The sequence below is a fragment of the Intestinibacillus sp. Marseille-P6563 genome (assembly GCF_900604335.1).
In the GTDB taxonomy this organism is placed as follows: domain Bacteria; phylum Bacillota; class Clostridia; order Oscillospirales; family Butyricicoccaceae; genus Butyricicoccus_B.
The window spans coordinates 855,801-877,757 of the sequence record NZ_UWOD01000002.1 but is presented as its reverse complement, the minus strand read 5'-3'; the positions used below and the strand labels follow the sequence as shown (position 1 = coordinate 877,757).

At 58.6% G+C, this 21,957-nt stretch carries 20 protein-coding genes and 1 other annotated feature; of the genes, 16 read left to right on the top strand and 4 right to left on the bottom strand.

From position 1 onward, the window contains the following. Positions 1 to 16 precede the first annotated feature (16 nt). From EFB11_RS12415 to EFB11_RS12405, 3 genes are all read left to right on the top strand, one after another. Positions 17 to 1,381 carry an MBOAT family O-acyltransferase gene (locus EFB11_RS12415; RefSeq protein WP_122790515.1) on the top strand — a complete coding sequence of 455 codons (1,365 nt, stop codon included), beginning with the start codon at positions 17 to 19 and terminating at the stop codon, positions 1,379 to 1,381. A 15-nt stretch (positions 1,382 to 1,396) separates the two neighbouring features. After that, complete coding sequence (locus tag EFB11_RS12410) at positions 1,397 to 2,509, top strand: DHHW family protein (RefSeq protein WP_122790514.1); 1,113 nt, start codon at positions 1,397 to 1,399, stop codon at positions 2,507 to 2,509. Between the two features lie 87 nt (positions 2,510 to 2,596). Beyond that, positions 2,597 to 3,271, top strand: a complete 675-nt coding sequence (locus tag EFB11_RS12405; protein WP_243115229.1) for a YoaK family protein — start codon at positions 2,597 to 2,599, stop codon at positions 3,269 to 3,271. Here EFB11_RS12405 and EFB11_RS12400 read toward each other — a convergent pair. Continuing rightward, positions 3,268 to 3,648, bottom strand: a complete 381-nt coding sequence (locus EFB11_RS12400; RefSeq protein ID WP_164706762.1) for a DUF4363 family protein — start codon at positions 3,646 to 3,648, stop codon at positions 3,268 to 3,270. The two genes, EFB11_RS12405 and EFB11_RS12400, sit on opposite strands and share 4 nt — an antisense overlap. A 4-nt stretch (positions 3,649 to 3,652) precedes the next feature. Next, the gene (locus tag EFB11_RS12395) at positions 3,653 to 4,327 is read right to left on the bottom strand and encodes a DUF421 domain-containing protein (RefSeq protein WP_122790512.1); all 675 of its coding nucleotides are present in this window, start codon (positions 4,325 to 4,327) and stop codon (positions 3,653 to 3,655) included. Positions 4,328 to 4,477: 150 nt separating this feature from the next. Next, positions 4,478 to 4,732 (top strand) — a binding site (T-box leader). Between the two features lie 65 nt (positions 4,733 to 4,797). Here EFB11_RS12395 and ilvB point away from each other — a divergent pair. The 5 genes from ilvB to ilvD all read left to right on the top strand — a co-directional run bounded on the left by ilvB (position 4,798) and on the right by ilvD (position 10,009). Next, a complete protein-coding gene (gene ilvB, locus EFB11_RS12390) occupies positions 4,798 to 6,462 on the top strand; it encodes a biosynthetic-type acetolactate synthase large subunit (protein WP_122790511.1) in 1,665 nt (554 codons plus the stop codon). A 13-nt stretch (positions 6,463 to 6,475) separates the two neighbouring features. Next, positions 6,476 to 6,952: an acetolactate synthase small subunit gene (ilvN, locus tag EFB11_RS12385; protein ID WP_122790510.1), complete on the top strand. Its 477-nt coding sequence runs from the start codon at positions 6,476 to 6,478 to the stop codon at positions 6,950 to 6,952. A 54-nt stretch (positions 6,953 to 7,006) separates the two neighbouring features. Then, positions 7,007 to 8,002 carry a ketol-acid reductoisomerase gene (ilvC, locus tag EFB11_RS12380; RefSeq protein WP_122790509.1) on the top strand — a complete coding sequence of 332 codons (996 nt, stop codon included), beginning with the start codon at positions 7,007 to 7,009 and terminating at the stop codon, positions 8,000 to 8,002. A 30-nt stretch (positions 8,003 to 8,032) separates the two neighbouring features. Beyond that, the gene (locus tag EFB11_RS12375; protein ID WP_122790508.1) at positions 8,033 to 8,230 is read left to right on the top strand and encodes a hypothetical protein; all 198 of its coding nucleotides are present in this window, start codon (positions 8,033 to 8,035) and stop codon (positions 8,228 to 8,230) included. A 114-nt stretch (positions 8,231 to 8,344) separates the two neighbouring features. Then, positions 8,345 to 10,009 (top strand): dihydroxy-acid dehydratase, encoded by a 1,665-nt coding sequence (ilvD, locus tag EFB11_RS12370; protein WP_122790507.1) that lies wholly within the window; start codon positions 8,345 to 8,347, stop codon positions 10,007 to 10,009. A gap of 39 nt (positions 10,010 to 10,048) precedes the next feature. Here ilvD and EFB11_RS12365 read toward each other — a convergent pair whose 3' ends face one another. Then, positions 10,049 to 11,980, bottom strand: coding sequence for a YgiQ family radical SAM protein (locus tag EFB11_RS12365; RefSeq protein ID WP_122790506.1), 1,932 nt, complete (start codon positions 11,978 to 11,980; stop codon positions 10,049 to 10,051). Positions 11,981 to 12,219: 239 nt separating this feature from the next. Here EFB11_RS12365 and EFB11_RS12360 point away from each other — a divergent pair, with 239 nt between their 5' ends. From EFB11_RS12360 to EFB11_RS12325, 8 genes are all read left to right on the top strand, one after another. Further along, positions 12,220 to 13,083, top strand: a complete 864-nt coding sequence (locus tag EFB11_RS12360) for a class I SAM-dependent methyltransferase (protein WP_122790505.1) — start codon at positions 12,220 to 12,222, stop codon at positions 13,081 to 13,083. A 16-nt stretch (positions 13,084 to 13,099) separates the two neighbouring features. Next, the gene (locus EFB11_RS12355) at positions 13,100 to 13,948 is read left to right on the top strand and encodes an energy-coupling factor transporter ATPase (protein ID WP_122790504.1); all 849 of its coding nucleotides are present in this window, start codon (positions 13,100 to 13,102) and stop codon (positions 13,946 to 13,948) included. Positions 13,949 to 13,974: 26 nt separating this feature from the next. Then, the gene (locus EFB11_RS12350; protein WP_122790503.1) at positions 13,975 to 14,844 is read left to right on the top strand and encodes an energy-coupling factor transporter ATPase; all 870 of its coding nucleotides are present in this window, start codon (positions 13,975 to 13,977) and stop codon (positions 14,842 to 14,844) included. Continuing rightward, positions 14,838 to 15,641, top strand: a complete 804-nt coding sequence (locus EFB11_RS12345; protein ID WP_122790502.1) for an energy-coupling factor transporter transmembrane component T family protein — start codon at positions 14,838 to 14,840, stop codon at positions 15,639 to 15,641. Before EFB11_RS12350 ends, EFB11_RS12345 begins: the two co-directional genes overlap by 7 nt. After that, positions 15,638 to 16,447: a tRNA pseudouridine(38-40) synthase TruA gene (gene truA / locus EFB11_RS12340; RefSeq protein ID WP_330510781.1), complete on the top strand. Its 810-nt coding sequence runs from the start codon at positions 15,638 to 15,640 to the stop codon at positions 16,445 to 16,447. Before EFB11_RS12345 ends, truA begins: the two co-directional genes overlap by 4 nt. A gap of 87 nt (positions 16,448 to 16,534) precedes the next feature. After that, the gene (locus EFB11_RS12335; RefSeq protein WP_122790500.1) at positions 16,535 to 17,761 is read left to right on the top strand and encodes a DUF5711 family protein; all 1,227 of its coding nucleotides are present in this window, start codon (positions 16,535 to 16,537) and stop codon (positions 17,759 to 17,761) included. Positions 17,762 to 17,763: 2 nt separating this feature from the next. Then, on the top strand, positions 17,764 to 18,387 hold the full coding sequence (locus EFB11_RS12330; protein WP_122790499.1) for a CvpA family protein: 624 nt from the start codon (positions 17,764 to 17,766) through the stop codon (positions 18,385 to 18,387). Between the two features lie 28 nt (positions 18,388 to 18,415). Then, positions 18,416 to 20,752, top strand: a complete 2,337-nt coding sequence (locus EFB11_RS12325; protein WP_122790498.1) for an ATP-dependent Clp protease ATP-binding subunit — start codon at positions 18,416 to 18,418, stop codon at positions 20,750 to 20,752. Between the two features lie 328 nt (positions 20,753 to 21,080). Here EFB11_RS12325 and EFB11_RS12320 read toward each other — a convergent pair whose 3' ends face one another. Continuing rightward, positions 21,081 to 21,944 (bottom strand): pyridoxamine kinase, encoded by an 864-nt coding sequence (locus EFB11_RS12320; RefSeq protein WP_122790497.1) that lies wholly within the window; start codon positions 21,942 to 21,944, stop codon positions 21,081 to 21,083. Between the last annotated feature and the right edge of the window lie 13 nt (positions 21,945 to 21,957).

The window sequence follows — 21,957 nt, the reverse complement described above, 5'->3', positions numbered from 1 at the left end:
GTAAAGGGGGAATCCAATGGTCTTCAGCAGCATGACCTTTCTGTTTGCCTATCTGCCCGTGACGCTGGCGCTGTATTGCCTGTGCCCGCTGCGCGCGCGCAATCTGCTGCTTTTGGTGGCAAACCTGATTTTCTATGGCTGGGGCGAACCGAAATATATCGTCATCATGTTCGCATCCATCCTCATCGACTATATCCACGGCGCGCTCATCGACAAATACCGTGCCAATGACCGGCTGGCCCGATGCTTTGTGGCCTCGTCGGTGGTGTTTAACTTAGCGCTGCTGTTTTTCTTCAAGTATTGGGACTTTTTTGCCGCGCAGCTTGGCCTGCCGGTGCTCGGCGTGCCGCTGCCGCTGGGCATTTCCTTCTACACCTTCCAGACCATGTCCTATTCGATCGACGTTTATCGCGGCGAAGCCGAGCGCCAGAAGAGCCTTCTCAAGTTCGGCGTATTCGTGACATTGTTTCCGCAGCTCATCGCCGGGCCGATTGTCCGTTACCGCGAGATCGCGCGCGAACTGACCGATGGCGTCCATCCGCGGGTGCGCGACTTCAGCGAAGGCGCGCTGCTGTTTACGGTAGGCCTGAGCAAAAAGGTGCTGCTGGCCAACAACATCGGCAAGTTGTGGGAGACCCTGCAAGCCAGCCCGGATTTGACGGTGGCAGGCGCCTGGATGGGCGCGGTGGCCTTTTCGTTCCAGATCTACTTTGACTTTTCCGGCTATTCGGATATGGCTTGCGGTCTGGGACGGATGCTGGGCTTCCACTTCCCGGAGAACTTCCGCCATCCGTATATCGCCCGGTCGGTGACCGACTTCTGGCGGCGCTGGCACATGACGCTGGGCAGCTGGTTCCGCGAATATGTCTACATCCCGCTGGGCGGCAACCGGGTGCCTGCGCTGCGGCAGTACTGCAACATTTTCGCTGTCTGGGCGCTGACCGGCCTGTGGCACGGGGCCGACTGGAACTTCCTGGCCTGGGGCGTGTATTTCGGCATCGTGCTGGTGCTGGAAAAGAAGTGGCTGGGCGACTTGATTGCCCGCGCGCCGCGGGCGGTGCAGCACCTGTATACGCTCGTGCTGGTCGTGGTGTCCATGGCCATCTTTGCAAACCCCGGCAGCTTCTGGGAGTATGTCGCGAAGATGTTCGGCGGCGCGCCGCTGTGGAGCGCCGAAACCGGTTATTATCTGTTTAGCTTCCTGCCAACGCTGCTCATTCTGGCAGTGGCGGCGACGCCGCTGCCGGCGCGGCTGTTTGGTCGCCTGCCCGAACGGGCGCGCGGTGCCTGCGGCAGCGTGCTGATGGTACTTGGACTGGCGGCATCGACCGCTTTCCTGGTATCGGACAGCTACAATCCGTTTTTGTATTTCCGCTTTTAAGAAAGGGGGCAGACCATGAAAAACCTTTCCGAAAAAGTCAATACGCTGCTGTTTGGCGGCTTTTTGGGGGTGTTCGCCCTGTGCGGCCTGCTGCTGCCCGATAAGGAGTTTTCCGAGATGGAAAACCGCACCCTGGAGCAGACCCCGCAGTTTTCGCTGAGCGCCCTGTTTGACGGCACCTATGCCGACCAAACCGAAACACATCTGGCCGACCAGTTCGTGCTGCGCGATGCAAGTGTGGCCGCCAAGACGGCCATGGAAACGCTGGTAGGTCGGCACGAGTTCAACGGCGTGTATCTGGCGGATGGCCGCCTGATCGAGCGCATCGACGAACCCGAGGAGGAACGCCTTGCCGCCAATATTCAGGCAGTGCAAAACCTGGGGCAGGGGCTCGAGGTACCGGTCACGCTGGCGCTCGCCCCCACGGCTGCTTCGGTCTATGCCGACACCCTGCCCAAGGGCGCGCCCTCGGCCGATCAGGACGCCCTGCTGTCCCGCATTTATGACGCCTGCGGTGTGCAGACGGTCGATTTGGCAAGCGCTTTGAGCGCGCATAAGGACGAATATATCTTCTACCGCACCGACCACCACTGGACCAGCCTGGGCGCATATTATGGCGCCGAAGCGCTGCTTTCGTCCTTAGGGCTGGAGGGCAAGGACCTCGCGGACCTCACGCCCGAGCGGGTGACCGAGGACTTCAACGGCACGCTCTTTTCCTCGTCGGGCGTGCGTACCGTGCAGCCGGACGCGATTGACTTATATGTCCCGCAGGGCAAGGCGCAGGTCGAATCGTGGCGGACGGGCGCGCCCGAAGAAGGTACGCTCTACGATTTGTCCTACCTCGAGAAGAAGGACAAGTATTCGCTGTTCCTGGGCGGCAATCAGCCGCTTTGCATCCTACGTACCGGGAACCCGGGCGGCAAGCTGCTGCTCGTGCGCGACTCGTATGCGGACAGTCTGGCGCCCTTCCTGCTGGACTCGTTTTCAGAAATTCATCTGTTTGACGCGCGGTATTTCAAGCAGCCGCTTACAAGCTATGTGCAGCAAAACGACATCGACCAGGTCGTGCTGCTGTTTTCGCTGAAAAATTTCCTGACCGACACCGATTTGCAGCTGGTGTGCAAGTAAACAAAAGCCCTCCTTTTCCGGGAGGGCTTTCGCTTTACACCACCGGACGGCTGTGGTATCCTAAAAAACGGATAAGGAGGGATTCTCATGAGAACGCTGCACGAACCCGCCCAGATGTCCGAGTCGGTGCGCCTGGGGGCGGTGCTGGCCGTGACGGGCGGTTTTTTTGATGCCTATACCTATTTGTGCCGGGGCGGGGTATTCGCCAACGCCCAGACCGGCAATATGGTGCTGCTGGGCACCGATTTGGCGACCGGACAATGGGCGCATGCCATGCACTACGTGCTGCCTATTTTGGCGTTTGCCCTGGGGGTCGCGGCCGCCGAATGGGTGAAACTGAATTTTAAGACCCGCCCCATCGGCGTACACTGGCGGCAGATCGTCATTTTGGCCGAGCTGCTTCTGGTGGTGCTGGTCGGTTTTCTGCCTCAGTCGGCCAACATGGCGGCCAATACGCTGGTATCGTTTATCTGCGCGTTGCAGGTCGAGTCGTTCCGCAAGATGCGCGGCAGCGCCTTTGCGACTACCATGTGCACCGGCAACCTGCGCTCGGCCACCGAGCAGTTCGTGCGCTGGCGCACCGATGGAGATGACGAAGCCCGGCGCAAGGCCGGGCGGTATGCGGTGATTATTGTGTATTTTATCGCGGGGGCCGCCCTGGGCGTCGGATGCGTCCACCTGTGGGGCGACCGGGCGGTGCTTCTGTGCTGCGCGCTCCTCGCGTTGGCGTTTGGGCTCATGTTCCGCGAAAAGACCGCTTAAATCAGGTTGGAATAGATTGGCCGCTCCATCTCGGGCAAATGAGCGAGCAGGGCGCGCAGATCGCGCAGTTGCAGCAGCGATTCATTGGCATCGTGGTTGTCCAGCGCCTGCCGGGCGCGCTGGAACAAACGCTCGGTGTCGTCGATCTCATTGTGGCGCACGAGTGTGCTCAAGCGGTTGTAATGCTCGCGCCACAGCGCATAGCTGCGCTCCATATCGGCCCGTGCGGCTGTGAAGTCCCCGGCTTCCACGCTTTGCTGGGTGACCGTCAGCGCGTCACGCACCGCGGTGGTGGAGTTTGTGATATAGCGGTACGAGCCGAAACAGGCGGCTACGACCAAAAGCAGCAAAATAACGGCAGTGATGACCCGTTTCATCGTGTTAGACCTCCTTGCGCTGGATGAATTCATTGCCGCAGTCGTCCAGCGTCATGAGGAAGACCTCGGACAAAGACGGGATGCGCGCTTTGCGGATGCGTTTTTCGATGTCGCTGATCTCCAGACCGAGCTGCCGGAGATTGCCCAGAATGGGTTTGCCATCCGATACGACGATGAGCGGCAGGCCCTGCTGCGGCGGGTCCAAATCGAGCATGGAAGCCGTGACCGGCTGGCTCTTGGGGTAGAGCACATAGGACAGCTGGCCGCTCGGCTCGATGACCGCGCATTTGACCTCGGCCGGGGAGGCGATGTTCTTTTGCCGAAGCGCCTCCATCACTTCGTCGGTCGTCAGGCGCAGGTCGGCCATTTTTTTGCGGTTTAATTTGCCGTTTTGGATGATGACCGCCGCGCGGCCGTTGAATACCCGCCGCAAGCGGCGGTTTTTCAGGCACAGGAAGGAAATGAGGATTTCCAGCGAGATCAGCGTCAGGATGGGGATGACGCCTGCAAACAGCGATACGGTCACATCCTGCATGGGGATGGCCGCCAGTTCGGAGATGAGGATGGTCACCACCAGTTCGGACGGTTCCAGTTCGCCCACCTGCCGCTTGCCCATCAGCCGCAGCGCGATGATGATGGTGGCATAGAGGATGAGTGTGCGGAGAAAAGAAATAGCCATAAAAAAACGCTCCCAATCGATACGGATATTGGTTAGAATGACCGGAAAACGGCAATTTATACACGCTCTTTTCCAGAGTATTACGAAAAAGTGAAAGAAACGGTTGACATTTGGAAGCGGTGTGCTTATAATGAAAAACAATTACAGAAGGTAAATGCGATGACCGGGGAAGTAATACCTCCGAAAACCCGCACAGAGAGCCGTCGGTTTGGTGCGAGACGGCGGGGTGGAGCGTATGAAAGTCGCCCGTGAGCGGCTGCGTCGAAAAGGGGAAAGCCCGTAGTAGGCGTGGACGGCTGACCGCCGTTATACGGTTCGGTATTCGGTTTTCGGATGCCGGCAAAGGGGCCGCGCCCGGCGCGGCAATAAGAGTGGTACCGCAGAGCGCAAGTCTTTGTCTCTTAATGAAGAGGCAAGGGCTTTTTCTTTTTTGTGGCGCCGATATGTTTCAACGGAATGAGGGTAGAACAATGAAAATCAATGGCTCGCAGATCTTTGTCGAAGTCCTGGTTGAGCAGGGCGTCGATACTATTTTCGGATATCCCGGCGGCGCGGTGCTGGATATCTACGATGCGCTGTATAAAAACAGCGACCGCGTGCGCCATATTCTGACCGCGCACGAACAGGGCGCCGCCCATGCGGCCGACGGTTATGCCCGCGCCACCGGCAAGACCGGTGTTTGTCTGGCAACGAGCGGTCCGGGTGCGACCAACCTGGTCACCGGCATCGCAACGGCCTATATGGATTCCATCCCCATGGTTGCCATCACCGGCAACGTCGGCACCAAGCTGATCGGCAAGGACTCCTTCCAGGAGGTCTACATCGCCGGTATCACCATGCCGATCACCAAGCATAATTTCACTGTTCGCCGGGTCGAAGAACTGGCCGACGTGCTGCGCGACGCGTTCCGCATTGCCCAGACCGGCCGCCCGGGTCCGGTTTTGGTCGATATCCCGAAGGATGTCATGGTGGCCGAGTGTGAGTTTGAAAACAAGGCGCCGCTGGACACCAGCGTTCATTTCGAGGTACAGGACAGCGACTTCCAGCGCATTGCAGCGGCCATCAACGCGGCTGAGCGTCCGGTTGTTTACTTTGGCGGCGGCGTTGCCACCGCAGACGCCGGCAAGCAGCTGAGCGAACTGCTGCACAAGGCCAACATCCCGGCGGTCAGCACCATCATGGCCATCGGTGTTCTGCCGGCCGACGACCCGTTCAATCTGGGCATGATCGGCATGCACGGCAAGGTATCGTGCGGCTTTGCCGTCGATAAGGCCGATTTGGTCATCGCGCTGGGCGCGCGTTTCTCCGACCGCGTGGCGACCGACCCGAACGCCTTTGCTCCCAATGCGAAAATCATCCACGCCGACATCGATGCGGCGGAAATCAATAAGAACATGGCGACCGACGACTCGATCGTCGCAGACGCCAAGACCTTCCTGGAAGGCGTGCTGCCGTATGTCGAAGCGCGCGAGCACAAGGAATGGCTGGCGCAGATCGATGACTGGAAAAAGCGCATGGACTACCGCGCCAAGGATGACGCCAGCGTCTTGAAGCCGCACCAGGTCATCGGCACGATCGCCGATTTGGCGGGCGACGATGCAATCATCGTTACCGACGTCGGCCAGCACCAGATGTGGGCAGCTCAGTACAGCCGCCGCAGCCACACCCGACAGTTCATCACTTCGGGCGGCTTGGGCACCATGGGCTTTGGCTATGGCGCCGCCATCGGCGCACAGATCGCCTGCCCGGGCAAGCGTGTCGTACATATCACGGGCGATGGCTCGTTCCACATGAATTTGCAGGAGATGTGCACCACGGTTTCCTACGACCTGCCTGTCATCACGGTCGTCATGAACAACCAGGTGCTCGGCATGGTTCGCCAGTGGCAGACCATGTTCTACGGCAAGCGGTATTCGGCTACCGACCCGCACCGCAAGACCGATTTTGTCAAGCTCGCCGAAGCCTTTGGCGGTCAGGGCATGCGCTGCACCAATCTGGAAGAATTCCAGCAGGCGTTTGCCAAGGCACTGACCAACCAGGGCCCGACCCTGATCGACTGCGTGATGGACTGCGACGAGCGCGTCCTGCCCATGATCCCGGCCGGCAAGTCGGTCCGCAACATCGTCATTGATTAAGGAGGCGCGACAAATGCAGAAATATATCCTGTCGGTCATGGTGAAGAACAACGCCGGTGTTCTGGCGCGTGTGTCCAGCCTGTTTGGCCGCCGCGGCTTCAACATCGATTCGCTGACCGTATCGGCGACCACTGACCCGACCATTTCGCGTATGTCCATCATCGTCCAGGGCGATGAGGCAACGCTCGAACAGATCATCAAACAGGTATCCAAGCTGGAAGAAGCTATTTGGGTCGAACAGCTTTGGGAGGACGAAAGCTACTGCAAAGAGCTGGTATTCGTCAAGGTTTTGGCCGAAAATGCGGCGTCGCGGGAAAGCATCCGCGAGGTGGCGGAGGTCTATAATGCCAACATCGTCGAATCCACCCACAACGCCATCATCGTGGAACTGACCGAGGTGCCCAGCCGTATCGACGCGTTCCTGGATGTCATCTCCAACTTTGAGATCATCGAGATGTGCCGTTCGGGCGTGACCGCGATGATGAAATAACACTCGCTATATAAAAATTTTTTATATAAAACCTTTCTTTAGGAGGAAACAAAAATGGTAAAGATGTACTATGATTCCGACTGCAATCTGTCCCTGCTCGACGGCAAGACCGTTGCCATTCTGGGCTTCGGTTCCCAGGGCCATGCTCATGCCATGAACCTGAAGGATTCGGGCGTCAATGTTGTTGTTGGCCTGCGTCCGGGTTCCAAGCATGAGAAGAAGGCAAAGGACTACGGCCTTCAGGTTATGACCATGGCGGAAGCTGCTGCTGCCGGCGACATCGTTATGATGCTGGTTCCGGACGAAAAGCAGGCAGACATCTATAAGGAAGTGGTAGAGCCCAACCTCAAGCCGGGCAACGCACTGGCATTTGCACATGGCTTCAACATCCACTTCAAGCAGATCATCCCGCCGGCTGACGTGGACGTTATCATGATCGCTCCGAAGGCTCCGGGCCACACGGTACGTCGTACCTACGTAGAAGGCAAGGGTATCCCGGATCTGGTTTGCGTACATCAGGATGCAACCGGCAAGGCAATGGACATCGCTCTGGCTTACGCTGCTGGCATCGGCGGCGGCCGTGCAGGTATCCTGGAATCCACCTTCCGCACCGAGACCGAAACCGACTTGTTCGGCGAGCAGGCTGTTCTGTGCGGCGGCGTATGCGAACTGATGAAGGCTGGTTTTGAGACTCTGGTAGAAGCTGGCTACGCACCGGAGAACGCATACTTCGAATGCATCCATGAGATGAAGCTGATCGTTGACCTGATCAACGAGGGCGGCTTTGCTAAGATGCGTTACTCGATCTCTGACACCGCAGAATACGGCGATTACCGCACCGGTAAGCGCATCATCACCGAGGAGACCCGCAAGGAAATGAAGAAGATCCTGCGCGAGATCCAGGACGGCACCTTCGCTTCCGAATGGATTCAGGAGAACCGTGCAGGCGGCCGTGCGAAGTTCCTGGCAACCCGTCAGCTGGAAGCTGAGACCGAACTCGAAGAAGTTGGTAAGAAGCTGCGCGGCATGATGAGCTGGATGAAGAAGTAATCTTTTTGGAAGAACAAGAAGGTATATCGTATGGCATGTTCCAATGTAAGCGATTGCCCCTGCACGGTGGATTGCCCGCGTCACGCCAAGTGCTGTGAATGCGTGGCTCATCACCGCGACCACGAGGGCGGCATCCCGGGCTGCTTCTTTACCAAAGAAGGCGAAGCCAAGTGGGACCGCAGCCTGGAAGCGCTGTGCGCTGACCGTGGCCTGAAGGTGCAGAACTAAATCGTATGAGGCGGGGGAGGGCGCACGCCTTCCCCTGTTTTTTTCAGCCCATCCGTTGCGGGTGGGCCGAAAAAAGCAGAAACTTTAAGATTTATCATAGAGGAGGAACCCACAATGCCCAGAAGAAGCGACAACATCACCGCAGGTCCCGAACGTATGCCCAACCGTTCGCTGCTGCGTGCCTGCGGCCTGACCGACGAGGAAATGAACCGCCCGATCATCGGCGTGGTATCGGCCTATTCCGAGATCATTCCCGGCCACATCAACCTGGATAAGATCGCCGACGCCGTTAAGGCGGGCGTGCGCATGGCAGGCGGTACCCCGGTGCTCGTTCCGGCCATCGGCGTATGCGACGGCATCGCCATGGGTCACATTGGTATGAAATATTCGCTCGCCTCCCGCGAGCTCATCGCTGACAGCGTGGAAACGCTGGCACAGGCCCATCAGCTCGACGGCCTGGTACTGATTCCGAACTGCGATAAGATCGTGCCCGGTATGCTCATGGCAGCCGCACGTCTGAATATCCCGGCTATCCTGGTATCCGGCGGCCCGATGTTGGCCGGTCACTTCGGCGGCGAAGAGGTTTCGCTGTCCAAGACCTTCGAGGCAGTTGGTGCGTACAAGGCCGGCATCATGGACGAAGCGACGTTCTATGAAGCTGAATGCAATTCCTGCCCGGGCTGCGGCTCGTGCGCAGGCATGTACACCGCAAACTCCATGAACTGCCTGTCCGAAGCCATCGGCATGGCTCTGCCCGGCAACGGTACCACCCCGGCGGTATCGGCGGCGCGTATCCATCTGGCCAAGCATGCCGGTATGCAGATCATGGAACTGGTTGAAAAGGACATCAAGCCGCGCGACATCCTGACCCCGGCTGCCTTCCGCAACGCGCTGTGCTGCGAAATGGCCATCGGCTGCTCGACCAACTCGGTGCTGCACCTGTTGGCCATCGCCAACGAAGCCGGCGTTCCGCTGAAACTGGAAACGCTCAACGAACTGTCCGCACAGGTGCCGAATATCTGCCATCTGGCACCCGCTGGCCCGCACCACATTGAACAGCTTTACGCCGCAGGTGGTGTGCCGGCCATCATGAAGGAACTGACCAAGCGTGATTTCCTCGACCTGTCGCTCATCACCTGCACGGGCAAGACCGTCGGCGAAAACCTCGAAGGCGTCGTGAATAAAAACCCCGAAGTCGTTCGTCCGATCGAAAATCCGTATTCGCAGACCGGCGGTATCGCGGTTCTGTGGGGCAACATCGCCAAGGACGGCTGTGTCGTCAAGCGTTCGGCGGTTGCACCCGAGATGATGGTGCATGAAGGTCCGGCACGTGTCTTTGACTGCGAAGAGGATGCCATCGACGCCATCTACAACGGCAAGATCGTGGCTGGCGATGTGGTCATCATCCGCTACGAAGGCCCGAAGGGTGGCCCCGGCATGCGTGAGATGCTCAATCCGACTTCGGCGCTGGCTGGCATGAAACTGGACACCACGGTAGCGCTCATCACCGACGGTCGTTTCTCCGGCGCGTCCCGCGGTGCATCCATCGGCCATGTATCGCCCGAGGCGGCATCCGGCGGCGAGATCGGCCTGGTGCAGGAAGGCGACATCATCGCCATCGACATCCCGAACAGCAAGGTCAATGTCAAGGTATCCGACGAAGAACTGGAAGCCCGTCGCGCGAAGTATGTACCGCGCGAGCCCAATGTCAAGTCGGGCTGGCTGTACCGGTATTCTCGTCAGGTCACTTCGGCCGACCAGGGCGCCGTACTCCGATAAGCAATCAAAAAGGCGAGAGCATTTTGCTCTCGCCTTTTGTTATTTCTTTTTCTTAGGCTTGGCCCAGCCCTTTTTGCGCGCCATCGGCTTGTACCGTCCGGCATCGGCAGAACCGGCCGCTTTGCCGTCGCGATGCGGGGCGTTTTTGCGTCCTGTGCTCGGCGCGCTCTGGCCCCGTGCGGGACGGATGAGGCATTCCTTGCCGAATCCAATCAGGTCTTCGCGTCCGGCCTTCTTGAGCGCCGCGAGGACGATGGGCCGTTTGTCCGGCCGCCGCCATTGCAGCAGCGCGCGCTGCATGGCCTTTTCCTCAGCAGTCTTGGCCACATAGACTGGCTTCATCGTGCGCGGGTCCAGACCGGAATAATACATGGCCGTGGACAGGGTGCCCGGAGTGGGATAGAAGTCCTGCACCTGTTCAGGCATGTAGCCGACCCGGTTGAGGTATTCGGCCAGCAAGATGGCGTCATCCAGCGTCGCGCCCGGGTGCGAACTCATCAGGTAGGGCACCAGGTATTGCTTTTTGCCCAGCTTTTCGTTGATGCGCGTATACCGTTCGCGGAATTTCTCATAGATCGAGAAGGACGGCTTGCCCATGTAATAGAGCGCGTGGTCGCTCATGTGTTCGGGCGCGACTTTGAGCTGCCCGGAAATGTGATATTTGATGAGTTCGAGGAAAAACTCGTCGTTGTTGTCCGCCATCATATAGTCATAGCGCAGGCCGGAGCGCACAAACACCTTTTTGACACCTTCGACCTGCCGCAGTTTGCGCAAAAGCGACAGATAATCGCGGTGGTCGGCTTCCAGATTGCCGCAGGCCTCCGGGAACAGGCAGCGCTTTTTGGCACACAGGCCGTGCTTTTCCTGCTGCTTGCAGGAGGGGAACCGGAAGTTGGCCGTCGGCCCGCCGACATCGTGGATGTATCCCTTGAAATCCGGGTGTTTGGCGATCTGTTCGGCTTCGTGTACCACCGATTCGTGGCTGCGCGCCTGGATGTACCGCCCCTGATGAAAGGCCAGGGCACAGAAGTTGCAGGCGCCAAAGCAGCCACGATTGTGGATGATGGAAAACTGCACTTCCTGAATGGCGGGCACGCCGCCCAGCGCCTCATAGGACGGGTGATAGGTGCGCATATAAGGAAGGCCATAGACCTTGTCCATTTCGGCCGTGGTCAGCGGCAGAGCGGGCGGATTTTGCACAAAAATACGCTTGCCGTGGTGCTGCAAGACCGCTTTGCCGCGCACATGGTCGGCCTGTTCATATTGCAGCATGACCGAACGGGCATAGGCTGCCTTGTCGGCCAGCACATCTTCATAGGATGGGCATTCAACGGCCGGGAAGGGGATGTCCTCGCCTGGATGGGCGAAATACCCCATGCCGCGGATGGTGCGCCACAAATCATTGCCCTTTTTGCCGGCCTTAAACGCGCGCGCCAGTTCGACGACCGAGTGCTCGCCCATGCCGTACATCAGCGCGTCCGCGCCCGAGGAGGACAAAATCGAGGGCATGATCTGGTCGGACCAGTAATCGTAATGCGCAAACCGCCGCAGGCTGGCTTCGATGCCGCCCAGAATGACCGGTGTATCCGGAAAGGCGCGGCGCGCCAGCATGGCATAGACGGTCGCCGCGCGGTCGGGACGCTTGCCGCCCATCCCGCCGGGAGTGTAGGCATCATCGTGGCGACGCTTTTTGGCGGCCGTATAGTGGGCAACCATGGAGTCGATGTTGCCCGCATTGACCAGCACCGCATAGCGCGGGCGGCCCATGGCGAGAAAGTCGGCTTCACTGGTGAAATCGGGCTGGCTTAAAATCGCCACGCGGAACCCGGCGTCCTCGAGCACGCGCGAGATGATCGCGGTGCCGAACGACGGATGATCGATGTACGCATCGCCGGTGACCAGCAGAAAATCACAATAGTACCAGCCGCGGTCCACCATATCCTGTTTGCTGATCGGGAGAAAACCGTTCATACATCCACCTGCTTTCCGAGTTTCCACGGGACAAGGGGCCAAATCGCCGCGCTGCCCATAGGTGGACACAATTATAGCATGGAGTCTGCCAAAACGCAAGAATCCGTCAAATCGGGGGAAAATTCGGCGGGGTTGTTTGCGCGGTTTCACCGTTGCATATGGGACGTATAGATGATAAAATAGGTAGGTATAATGTGATACTATGCCATAATTATAAGTAGAAATGGGGACATGCCCACATGTGGATTGCAAACAACTGGTCGGATTATGCTGTTTTGGATTGCGGCGGCGGGGAAAAGGTCGAAAAATGGGGACCGCATATTCTGGTGCGCCCGGACCCGCAGGCGATCTGGCCCAAGATCGATTCGGTAAACGCTTGGAAACGGGCGAACGCGATCTATCACCGCTCCAAATCGGGCGGCGGTCAATGGGAGATTCGCAAGCTGCCTGCCCAGTGGACCATCTCTTATAAAGAACTGACCTTCAACTTAAAACCCATGAGCTTCAAGCACACCGGTCTGTTCCCCGAACAGGCGGCCAACTGGGACTTTATCATGGACAAAGTCCGCACCGCCGGTCGGCCGGTGAATGTGTTAAATCTGTTCGCCTACACCGGCGGCGCGACGCTGGCGGCGGCTGCCGCGGGCGCGAGCGTGTGCCATGTCGATGCGTCCAAGGGCATGACCCAGTGGGCGCGGGAAAACGCCGCGTCGTCCGGTCTGGCCGATCGGCCGATCCGTTGGATTGTGGACGACTGCAAAAAGTTCGTGCAGCGGGAAATACGCCGGGGCCGTAAGTATGACGCCATCATCATGGACCCGCCGTCCTATGGCCGCGGGCCGTCGGGCGAAACCTGGAAGATCGAAGAGGATGTGGCCGACTTTGTCAAGCTCACCATGGAGCTTTTGAGCGACCATCCGCTCTTCGTGCTCATTTCCAGCTATTCGACCGGCCTGGCCCCCAGCGTGATGGCCTATCTGCTCGGCATCACGGCGCGGGTGCAGCATGACGGTTACATCGAAGCCCAGGAACTCGGCCTGCCCGTGCAATCGACCGGCCTGGTGCTGCCGTGCGGTTCGTCTGCGCGGTTTATTGGACGCTGAAAAAGGATGAAACACCATGTCTGAAATCATCAAAACCGAAAACCTGACCTATGCCTATCACGACGAAAATGGGAACTCTCATTTTGCGCTGAATGGCATTGACTTATCGATTGGCCGCGGCGAGTTTGTTGCAGTGCTCGGCCACAACGGTTCGGGCAAATCCACGCTGGCCGGACATTTTAACGCCATCCGCCTGCCTACAGGCGGCAAGGTCTATGTCGACCAGATGGATACAGCCGACGAAAGCAAGCTGTACGACATCCGCAAGACCTGCGCGATGGTTTTCCAAAACCCCGACAACCAGATCGTTGCCACGGTCGTGGAGGAGGACGTCGCCTTTGCGCTGGAAAACATGGGCTTGCCGCCCATGGAGATCCGCCGCCGGGTGGATGAAGCGCTCAAAGCTGTGGGTATGTACGAATACCGCGGGCATGCGCCGCACAAATTGTCGGGCGGCCAAAAGCAGCGCGTCGCCATTGCGGGCGTCATTGCCATGATGCCGCGCTGCGTAGTCTTTGACGAACCGACCGCCATGCTCGACCCTGCGGGCCGCAAAGAAGTCATGCGGGTCATCCGGCAGCTCAACCAGCATTTCGGCATCACGGTCATCCTCATCACCCACCACATGGACGAGGCCGTTCAGGCCGGGCGCGTGGTGGTCATGCACAAGGGCAAGGTGCTCATGGACGGCGTGCCGCGCGAAATCTTCACCCGGGTGGACGAATTGCGGCGGGCTTCGCTGACCGTACCGCAGACGATTGAGGTGCTTTACGACTTGCGGCAGCAGACAGGCGCAGACCTGCCGATCGGCGCGATGAGCGTGGAGGAGTGCGCAGACATTTTGCAGCGGTATCTGACCGCTTGAATCTTGTACACGAAAGGAAATTCATCGTGTCTTACATCTTAGAAACACGGGGCTTGACCCAAGTCTACGGGGCAGGCACCCCTTTTGAGCGCAAGGCGCTCGACCATGTAGACCTGCAAATCAAACAAGGCGAGGTGCTGGGCATCATCGGCCATACCGGTTCGGGCAAATCTACCCTCATCCAACATTTTAACGGGCTGTTAAAGCCCACCGAAGGCGAAGTGCTGCTGGCCGGGCAGTCCATTTGGAATGCCAAAGGCAAATGCAGCCGGGAGACCCGTTTCCGGGTCGGTCTGGTGTTCCAGTATCCCGAGTATCAGCTGTTCGAAGAGACCATTGCCAAGGATATCGCCTTTGGTCCGACCAATATGGGACTGAGCCAAAATGAGATCGACGAGCGGGTGCGCGAAGCCATGGCCTTTGTCGGTCTGGCGCCCGAGCTGGCCGACCAGTCACCGTTTGCCCTGTCGGGTGGACAAAAACGGCGTGTGGCCATTGCGGGCGTCATCGCTATGCGGCCCGAAGTGCTCATTTTGGACGAGCCGACCGCAGGCCTCGACCCGGCTGGCCGGGACGAGATCTTTGCCGAGATCCAGGAATACCACAAACAGACCGGCGCGACCATTTTGTTCGTCACCCACTCGATGGAGGACGCGGCGCGCATGGCCGACCGGATGCTCGTGATGAAGGACGCCAAGGTCATGCTGCTCGGCACCCCGCGCGAGGTATTTTCGCACGCCGAGGAGATCATCGCGGCTGGGCTGGACATCCCGGAGATCACCAAGGTCATTTTGGAACTGAATCGCCGTGGCCTTTCGCTCGACCCGTCCATTTTCACGGTCGAAGACGCCGTGCGCGCGCTGGCCGCCTGCAAAAAGGAGGGGAAGACATGCTGAGAGATATCACCATCGGGCAGTTTTTCCCCGGAAACAGCGCGGTACACCGGGTCGACCCGCGCGTGAAAATCGTGCTGGTCATCGCCATGATCGTCACTCTGTTCTTGGCAGGCGGGCCGATTTCCTATGGGCTCATGGTTTTGTACCTGCTGGCGGTCATCCGCATTTCGCGGGTCCATCTTAAGATGGTCGTGCGCGGTTTGAAACCCATTTTGTTTATTGTCATCTTTACCGCGGTCCTCAACCTGTTTTATACCCCGGGCGATGAGCTCTGGTCGTGGGGCTTTCTGCACATCACCAAGCAGGGCATTTTTGCTGCCATCCAGATGGTGCTGCGCATTATGCTGCTCATCATCGGCACGTCCATGCTGACCTATACCACCTCGCCCATCGACCTGACCGACGGGCTCGAGCGGCTGATGGGTCCGCTGAAAAAGATTCATGTGCCCGTGCATGAACTTTCCATGATGATGTCCATTGCGCTGCGGTTTATCCCGACCCTCATCGAGGAAACCGAGAAGATTATCGCCGCCCAGAAGGCGCGCGGCGCCGATTTTGAATCGGGCAACATTTTGCAGCGTGCCCGGGCAATGGTGCCTATTTTGGTGCCGCTGTTTATATCGGCTTTCCGCAGAGCCGACGAACTGGCGACCGCGATGGAATGCCGCTTGTACCGCGGCGATGAAGGCCGCACCCGCATGAAGCAGCTCAAGACCGGCCGGGTGGATTATCTGGCCATCCTGATTTCGGGCGTGATGTTTGCCGCCATCATCACAGGAGGGAGAATGGGCTGGTGAACATTGCACTGATTTTATCCTATGACGGCACGGCCTACCACGGCTGGCAGGTGCAGAAAAACGGCGCGTCCATCCAGCAGACCCTGACCGAAGCGGTGGATAAGCTGCTGGGCTGCCAGACCTATGTGTCGGGCGTGGGCCGCACCGACGCGGGCGTCCATGCCAGACGGTATGTCGCCAATTTCAAGGCCGACTGCACCATCCCGCTGGACCGCCTGCCGCTGGCGCTCAATGCCCAGCTGCCGGACGATATTGCCGTTTCGGCGGCCGTGCAGGTGCCCGAAGATTTTGATGCGCGGTTTTCGTGCACCAAAAAAGAATATGCGTATTATGTCTATCCATCGCGTCTGCCCGACCCGTTTTTGGCCGGGCGCGCGTATCGCTATACCTATCCGATCGACCTGGCCCGCATGCAGGCTGGCGCGCAGCGCTTTGTCGGCAAGCAGGATTTTGCCGCTGTGCGTTCGGTCGGTACTCCGGTCAAATCCACGGTGCGCACGATCTTCCACTGCGAGGTGGAAGCCTGTGAAGCACCCGGCTTTACCGCCCAGCGCGACATGGAGAAAGAACCGCTCATCCGCATCCGTGTGTGTGGGGATGGGTTCTTGTATAACATGGTGCGTGCCATCTCGGGGACGCTGCTGTATGTCGGCAGCGGCAAATTATCGCCCGACGATGTGACCGCCATCCTGCGCGCCGGCGAGCGTGCCGAGGCGGGACCGACCTTGCCTGCCCATGGGCTGTATATGAACCGGCTGTGGTACGAGGACACGCCTGAGCTTGCCCCGTACCGGCTGGACGCGTAAATCTGGCTTTTTCCGAACGGCATGAATTTTTCATGAGTTGTTCACATTTTTGCCGTTCGTCTGCGATACAATGAGGAAGGAGTCCCTATGGTTCAAAAACCGCATACCGCCCGCGTGGACCGGCGGGCCCGCCGCCGGATGATCCGAAACGCGGCTGACAAACGCCTGCGCGTGGTGGCGCGGCTGCACCGGATTTTTGGCTTTCTGACCATTGCGGCGGCCATCTTATTTTTTGCGGCCAATATGTCGCTGTTTTCCAAAGAATCGCTGCGGCAAATCGGCACCTATCTGACCGCTGGGTTTTCGGCGGGCCAGGCGGGCGATCGCATCGGATACGAAGCTGGCAATTCGGCGGCCATTCTCCCGTTTGGCGATGGGGTCGCTGTGGCGGATAACGATAACCTGGTGTTAAAAACGCCGGGCGGCACCCAGCTGACCGAGCCCCTCGGCTATTCATCGCCCGAACTGTGCGTCAATGACCGCTATGTGCTGGTGTATGACCGAGAGGGAAGCAGCGCAGTGCTCACATCAAGTATGCTGGTCGCCAGCCGTCAGAAGCTGGAATCCCCGATTTTATCGGGCTGCCTGGGAGATAGCGGCGATTATGCGCTCATTACCAACGAAACCGGTTATAAATCGGCTGTGACCGTCTTTTCCAGCGGCGGCAAGCAGATTTTCAAATGGGCAACCCCGGATGCCTATTTCCAGGCAGCAGCTCTGTCGCCGGACGGCAAGGGGCTGGCGGTTGCGGCTTTCCAGCAGACTGGCACCGAACTGGAAGGCAAACTGTACTTCCGCGATTTGGATAGTGAAAAGATCATCAGCGAAGTGTCGCTGGGGTCGGTGGTACCGCTTGCGGTCGGCTATCTGGACGGTAGTACGGTGGCCGTGGTCGGCGATTACAGCACGTCGATCATCAACCGCAAGGGCGAGATCATTACAACGATCTCCTATTCGGTCGATGACCTGAACGCCTATTGCTTCGGCGGCGGCAAATTGGCGCTGGCGATCCACTCCTATTCGGGTCAGGCCCGTTCGGAGCTGACCATTTTGGAGGCGAGCGGCGCCCAGTCGGAACCGCTGGCGATTGAAGAAGAATTGCAGGCCATTGATTATGACGGCGCGCGTTTGGCGCTGCTGACGAGCAGTGGACTGACCGTTTATGACAGCGCCCTGCGGCCGCTGTGGGCAAACACCAGCGCGGCAGGTGCCGGCGGTGTGGGCCTGACCGGCGATGGCGGGGTTTGGCTGACGTATCCCAAGCAAGCAACCTTTGTTTCTGCCGCGTCGGATACCTCGGAGGAATTGAAATAACCATGGATATTTATGAAACCCTGCCCTCGGTTCTCCAAGGGCTGCTCAACATGCCGGACCTGATCTTGCTGGCCATTATTCTGGTCAGTGCGATCCTGGGCGCTTCACGCGGTCTGGTGCGTACGGTATGCAACTTTTTGGGCCGGATCGTCGCTCTGGCGGGCGCAACCCTGGCCGCCCGGCTGATTGCGCCCGCGCTGGCTCGCTATCTGGTCACACCGATCGTCGGCCAGGTGTTTGAGATCCGCGCGACCGATCTGCTGTCCCGCATGCCCGAACTCGCCGACACCCTGCAAACCACCGCCACCGATATGGCGGCATCCATGGCCGAGAGTCTGGCGTTTTTCTTACTGTTTTTTATTTTCCTGATCGTGATGAACGTGGTGGTGCATATGGTCGCCACAGCGCTCAAAATCGTTACCCGCATCGGGCCGATCGGCTTTTTGGACGGCCTGGGCGGGTTTGCCTTGGGCGCCGTGTTTGGCCTGGTGCTGTGTTTGCTCGGTCTGCTCGCGCTGACCATCTTTTCGCCGAGCACCTTTGGCGAACTGGGCTGGCTGAGTCCCACCCGCGTGGAGGGCACCAGCCTGACCGCATTCCTGCTCGGCCTGCTGCCCACCATCTAGTCCCGATCGAAAGGAGAGGATGCTTTTTATGAATATGCCAATGTGTTCCCGCTGCGGTAAGAACGTCGCAGTGGTGTTTATTACAAAAATCGATCAGAACAATAACTCCACCCAGGAGGGCTTGTGTCTGAAATGCGCCAAGGAGATGGGGCTCAAACCCATCGATAACCTGATGGAGCAGATGGGCATCACCGATGCCGATCTGGACGCCCTGGCGGGCGAAATCAGCGCCTTTGGCGATTTGTCGGGTCTGGTACCGGCTGGCAACGACGGCGAGGAGCAGGACGCTCCCCACGACCGCGCGGACGATGAGGACGAGGAAAAGAATTCCATGCCGCTGCCGTTCCAGATTTTCCACCCGGAAAAGAAGGAATCGTCCGGTTCGGAATCCAAGCGCAAGAAGGAGCCCAAGCGCGATAAAAAGCGCAAGTTCCTGAGCACCTATTGCGAAGATTTGACCGGTAAGGCGCGCGATGGCCGCATTGACCGCATCGTCGGACGTGAGCGGGAGACCGAGCGCGTCATCCAGATTTTAAATCGCCGGCAGAAGAACAATCCCTGCCTGATCGGCGAACCGGGCGTCGGTAAGACGGCCGTGGCCGAAGGCCTGGCGCTGCGCATTGCACAGGGCAAAGTGCCGTATAAGCTGCGCGATAAGGAAATCCATCTGCTGGACCTGACCGCCCTGGTGGCAGGCACCCAGTTCCGCGGTCAGTTTGAAAGCCGCATGAAGGGCCTGATTGATGAAGTCAAGCGACTGGGCAACATCATCCTGGTCATCGACGAGGTACACAACATCGTGGGCGCCGGCGATTCGGAAGGCTCGATGAATGCCGCCAACATTTTGAAGCCCGCCCTGTCGCGCGGTGAGATTCAGGTCATCGGTGCGACCACCTTCAACGAATATCGCAAGTATATCGAAAAGGATTCGGCGCTCGAACGCCGCTTCCAGCCGGTTTCGGTCGAAGAGCCGTCGCTGGCCGATGCTACCGACATCCTCCAGGGTGTCAAAAGCTATTATGAGGATTTCCACTTTGTCACCATCCCGGATGAGATGTGCCGACAGGCGGTGCAGCTGTCCGAACGGTATATCACCGACCGCTTTTTGCCCGATAAGGCCATTGACCTGATCGACGAAGCGTGCTCGGATTTGAACCTCAAAAACGAGATGCTGTCGTTGGCAGCCGACCTTAAGGACGAACTGAAAACGGTCACACAGGAGCGGGAAAACCTCATGTCGGCCGATGCGCCCGAGGGGGAGACCCTAACCAGCGAACAGCTTGACCAGCGGTATGCCCGCATTGCCGAACTGCGTTCGCAGGAGATTCAGCTGGAAAACCGCCTGCACGAAGCCGAATCCACCCCGCGTCCGGTGCTCGATTTGGAAAATCTGGCGTCGGTCATTGAGCTGTGGACCAATATCCCGGCCAGCAAGATTCAGGCACAGGAGATGGAGCGCCTGACCGGTATGGAAGACCGGCTCAAGCAGCGCGTCATCGGGCAGGATGAAGCCATCCACGCAATCGCGGATGCCATCCGCCGCAGCCGGGCCGGCATCAGCCCCAAGAAAAAGCCGGTATCCTTCCTGTTCGTGGGCCCCACCGGCGTGGGAAAGACCGAGCTGGTCAAGACGCTCGCGACCGACCTGTTCGACACCCCGGAATCGCTCATCCGGCTGGATATGTCCGAATACATGGAAAAGCACACCGTGGCGCGCCTGATCGGTTCGCCTCCGGGCTATGTTGGGTACGATGAGGCCGGACAGCTCACCGAAAAGATCCGCCGCCGTCCATATTCGGTCATCCTCATGGACGAGATCGAAAAGGCCCATCCTGATGTGCTCAACATCCTGCTGCAAATTTTGGACGACGGCCGCCTGACCGACGCCCATGGCCGTATGGTCAACTTTGAAAATACGGTCATCATCATGACCTCCAACGCGGGCAGCGGCAGCAAGACCACCTCGCTCGGCTTTGGCAAGACTGCCAGCGAGCAGGGCAAGGACAAGGCGATGAAGGCGCTCGAAGATTTGATGCGGCCGGAGTTCCTCAACCGCATCGACGAGATCATTGCCTTCAACCAGCTGACCGAGGACGATTTTGCCCGTATTGCAGGCATCCTGCTGGGCGATCTGGCAGGCAACCTCGCCGAGCGGAACATCCGCCTGACCTGGGACGACAGCCTGACCAAGTACCTGGTCGACAAGTCGTATTCGATCAAGTTTGGTGCGCGCAACCTGCGCCGCCTGATCGAAAAGGAAGTGGAAAATGCGCTGGCTGCCAAGCTGATCGAATCGTACGATCATGCGATCGTCGGCGCGCATGTATCGGTGCAGGATGGGGCACTGCACGTGGAAACCATCTAAAACAAAAAGCGGAGAGGCAAAACCTCTCCGCTTTTTTTGCAGGAATCCTACGATTCGAGTCATTGTGTATAGAAAAGAAACCGAAAGTTTGGCGATATTTGGCCTGCGAAAAGCCTTATCCTTTCCACAAAAATGCAGTATAATAAAAATAAGGAATTGAGACAAGGGAAGGAACGGGATTGTTATGAAAAAATGGTCAAAATATCAGACTTCGGGGTTGCTTTTGGTCGTATTAGTGTTATGTGTGGCCATGCTCTGTTTTTCATCCGCATTGTAAATGCTCAATTTTCTCAAAAAAGGCGCGCCGTATAAGGCGCGCCTTTTGCGGTCAAGCGCCCAGTGGACGCAGAAGCTGCCTAAGCAGCGGTTCAAACAAAACGCCGCGCATGGGGTCGGCATTTCGGGATACGGTAAACGCGATGCAGGATCGCACAAAGGCAGCCGCCCGTGCCGCGCTGTCGGTCAGCGCCCTGCCGCCCAGCAAGTCGCCCAGCAGGACCGAGGCAAAGATATCGCCCGTGCCGGGGAAGAAGCCGTCGATGCAGTCGTGCTCGACAAATTCGGTCTTGTCGCCCGCGCAGCAGGCGACCGTGAGTTTGCCCGGATGCAGATTGAGCCCGGTAAGCACCACTTGCGCCTGATACCGGCCACCCAGTTCGAGTGCCCAGGCTTCGGCTTCGGCGCGGTCGCGTACAATGGTATCCGGCTGCTTGCCCAGCAGGATGGCCGCTTCGGTCACATTGGGGGTAATAAGATCGGCCAGCGCACACAGTTCGCTCATCCGCGCGGTCATCTCCGGGGTATAGGTCGTATAGACAGCGCCATTGTCGCCCATGACCGGGTCGACCAGAAACAGACCGTCCGGCGTTTTCAGCGAAGCCGCTTCGGCCACCCGATCGATCTGATCGGCAGACCCCAGAAAGCCCGAATACACCGATTCAAAACGCAGGTCCAGCGAGCCGAAATGCGCGAGCATGGGATGCAGGGAATCGGTCAGGTCCCGGCAGACCCAGCCGGGGATGGCGGTATGGGTAGAAAACACAGCGGTCGGCAGCGGCACGCATTGGTGGCCCAGTACGCTGAGGATGGCGGTGATGGGCACCAGCGAGGAGCGGCCGAAACAGGAAAGATCATGGAGCGCCAACACCTTTTTTTGCACGGCAGGCGCGGTATTTTCTGCGAAATCATACATAAGAATCAAAAAC

Coding starts and splice junctions, on each gene's coding strand:
- ilvN (WP_122790510.1), top strand. CDS start 6,476: ATGCAGAAATATATCCTGTCGGTCATGGTGAAGAACAACGCCGGTGTT.
- EFB11_RS12330 (WP_122790499.1), top strand. CDS start 17,764: ATGGATATTTATGAAACCCTGCCCTCGGTTCTCCAAGGGCTGCTCAAC.
- EFB11_RS12405 (WP_243115229.1), top strand. CDS start 2,597: ATGAGAACGCTGCACGAACCCGCCCAGATGTCCGAGTCGGTGCGCCTG.
- EFB11_RS12365 (WP_122790506.1), bottom strand. CDS start 11,980: ATGAACGGTTTTCTCCCGATCAGCAAACAGGATATGGTGGACCGCGGC.
- EFB11_RS12335 (WP_122790500.1), top strand. CDS start 16,535: ATGGTTCAAAAACCGCATACCGCCCGCGTGGACCGGCGGGCCCGCCGC.
- EFB11_RS12410 (WP_122790514.1), top strand. CDS start 1,397: ATGAAAAACCTTTCCGAAAAAGTCAATACGCTGCTGTTTGGCGGCTTT.
- EFB11_RS12395 (WP_122790512.1), bottom strand. CDS start 4,327: ATGGCTATTTCTTTTCTCCGCACACTCATCCTCTATGCCACCATCATC.
- ilvD (WP_122790507.1), top strand. CDS start 8,345: ATGCCCAGAAGAAGCGACAACATCACCGCAGGTCCCGAACGTATGCCC.
- ilvC (WP_122790509.1), top strand. CDS start 7,007: ATGGTAAAGATGTACTATGATTCCGACTGCAATCTGTCCCTGCTCGAC.
- EFB11_RS12320 (WP_122790497.1), bottom strand. CDS start 21,944: ATGTATGATTTCGCAGAAAATACCGCGCCTGCCGTGCAAAAAAAGGTG.
- EFB11_RS12415 (WP_122790515.1), top strand. CDS start 17: ATGGTCTTCAGCAGCATGACCTTTCTGTTTGCCTATCTGCCCGTGACG.
- EFB11_RS12375 (WP_122790508.1), top strand. CDS start 8,033: ATGGCATGTTCCAATGTAAGCGATTGCCCCTGCACGGTGGATTGCCCG.
- EFB11_RS12355 (WP_122790504.1), top strand. CDS start 13,100: ATGTCTGAAATCATCAAAACCGAAAACCTGACCTATGCCTATCACGAC.
- ilvB (WP_122790511.1), top strand. CDS start 4,798: ATGAAAATCAATGGCTCGCAGATCTTTGTCGAAGTCCTGGTTGAGCAG.
- EFB11_RS12360 (WP_122790505.1), top strand. CDS start 12,220: ATGTGGATTGCAAACAACTGGTCGGATTATGCTGTTTTGGATTGCGGC.
- EFB11_RS12345 (WP_122790502.1), top strand. CDS start 14,838: ATGCTGAGAGATATCACCATCGGGCAGTTTTTCCCCGGAAACAGCGCG.
- EFB11_RS12325 (WP_122790498.1), top strand. CDS start 18,416: ATGAATATGCCAATGTGTTCCCGCTGCGGTAAGAACGTCGCAGTGGTG.
- EFB11_RS12400 (WP_164706762.1), bottom strand. CDS start 3,648: ATGAAACGGGTCATCACTGCCGTTATTTTGCTGCTTTTGGTCGTAGCC.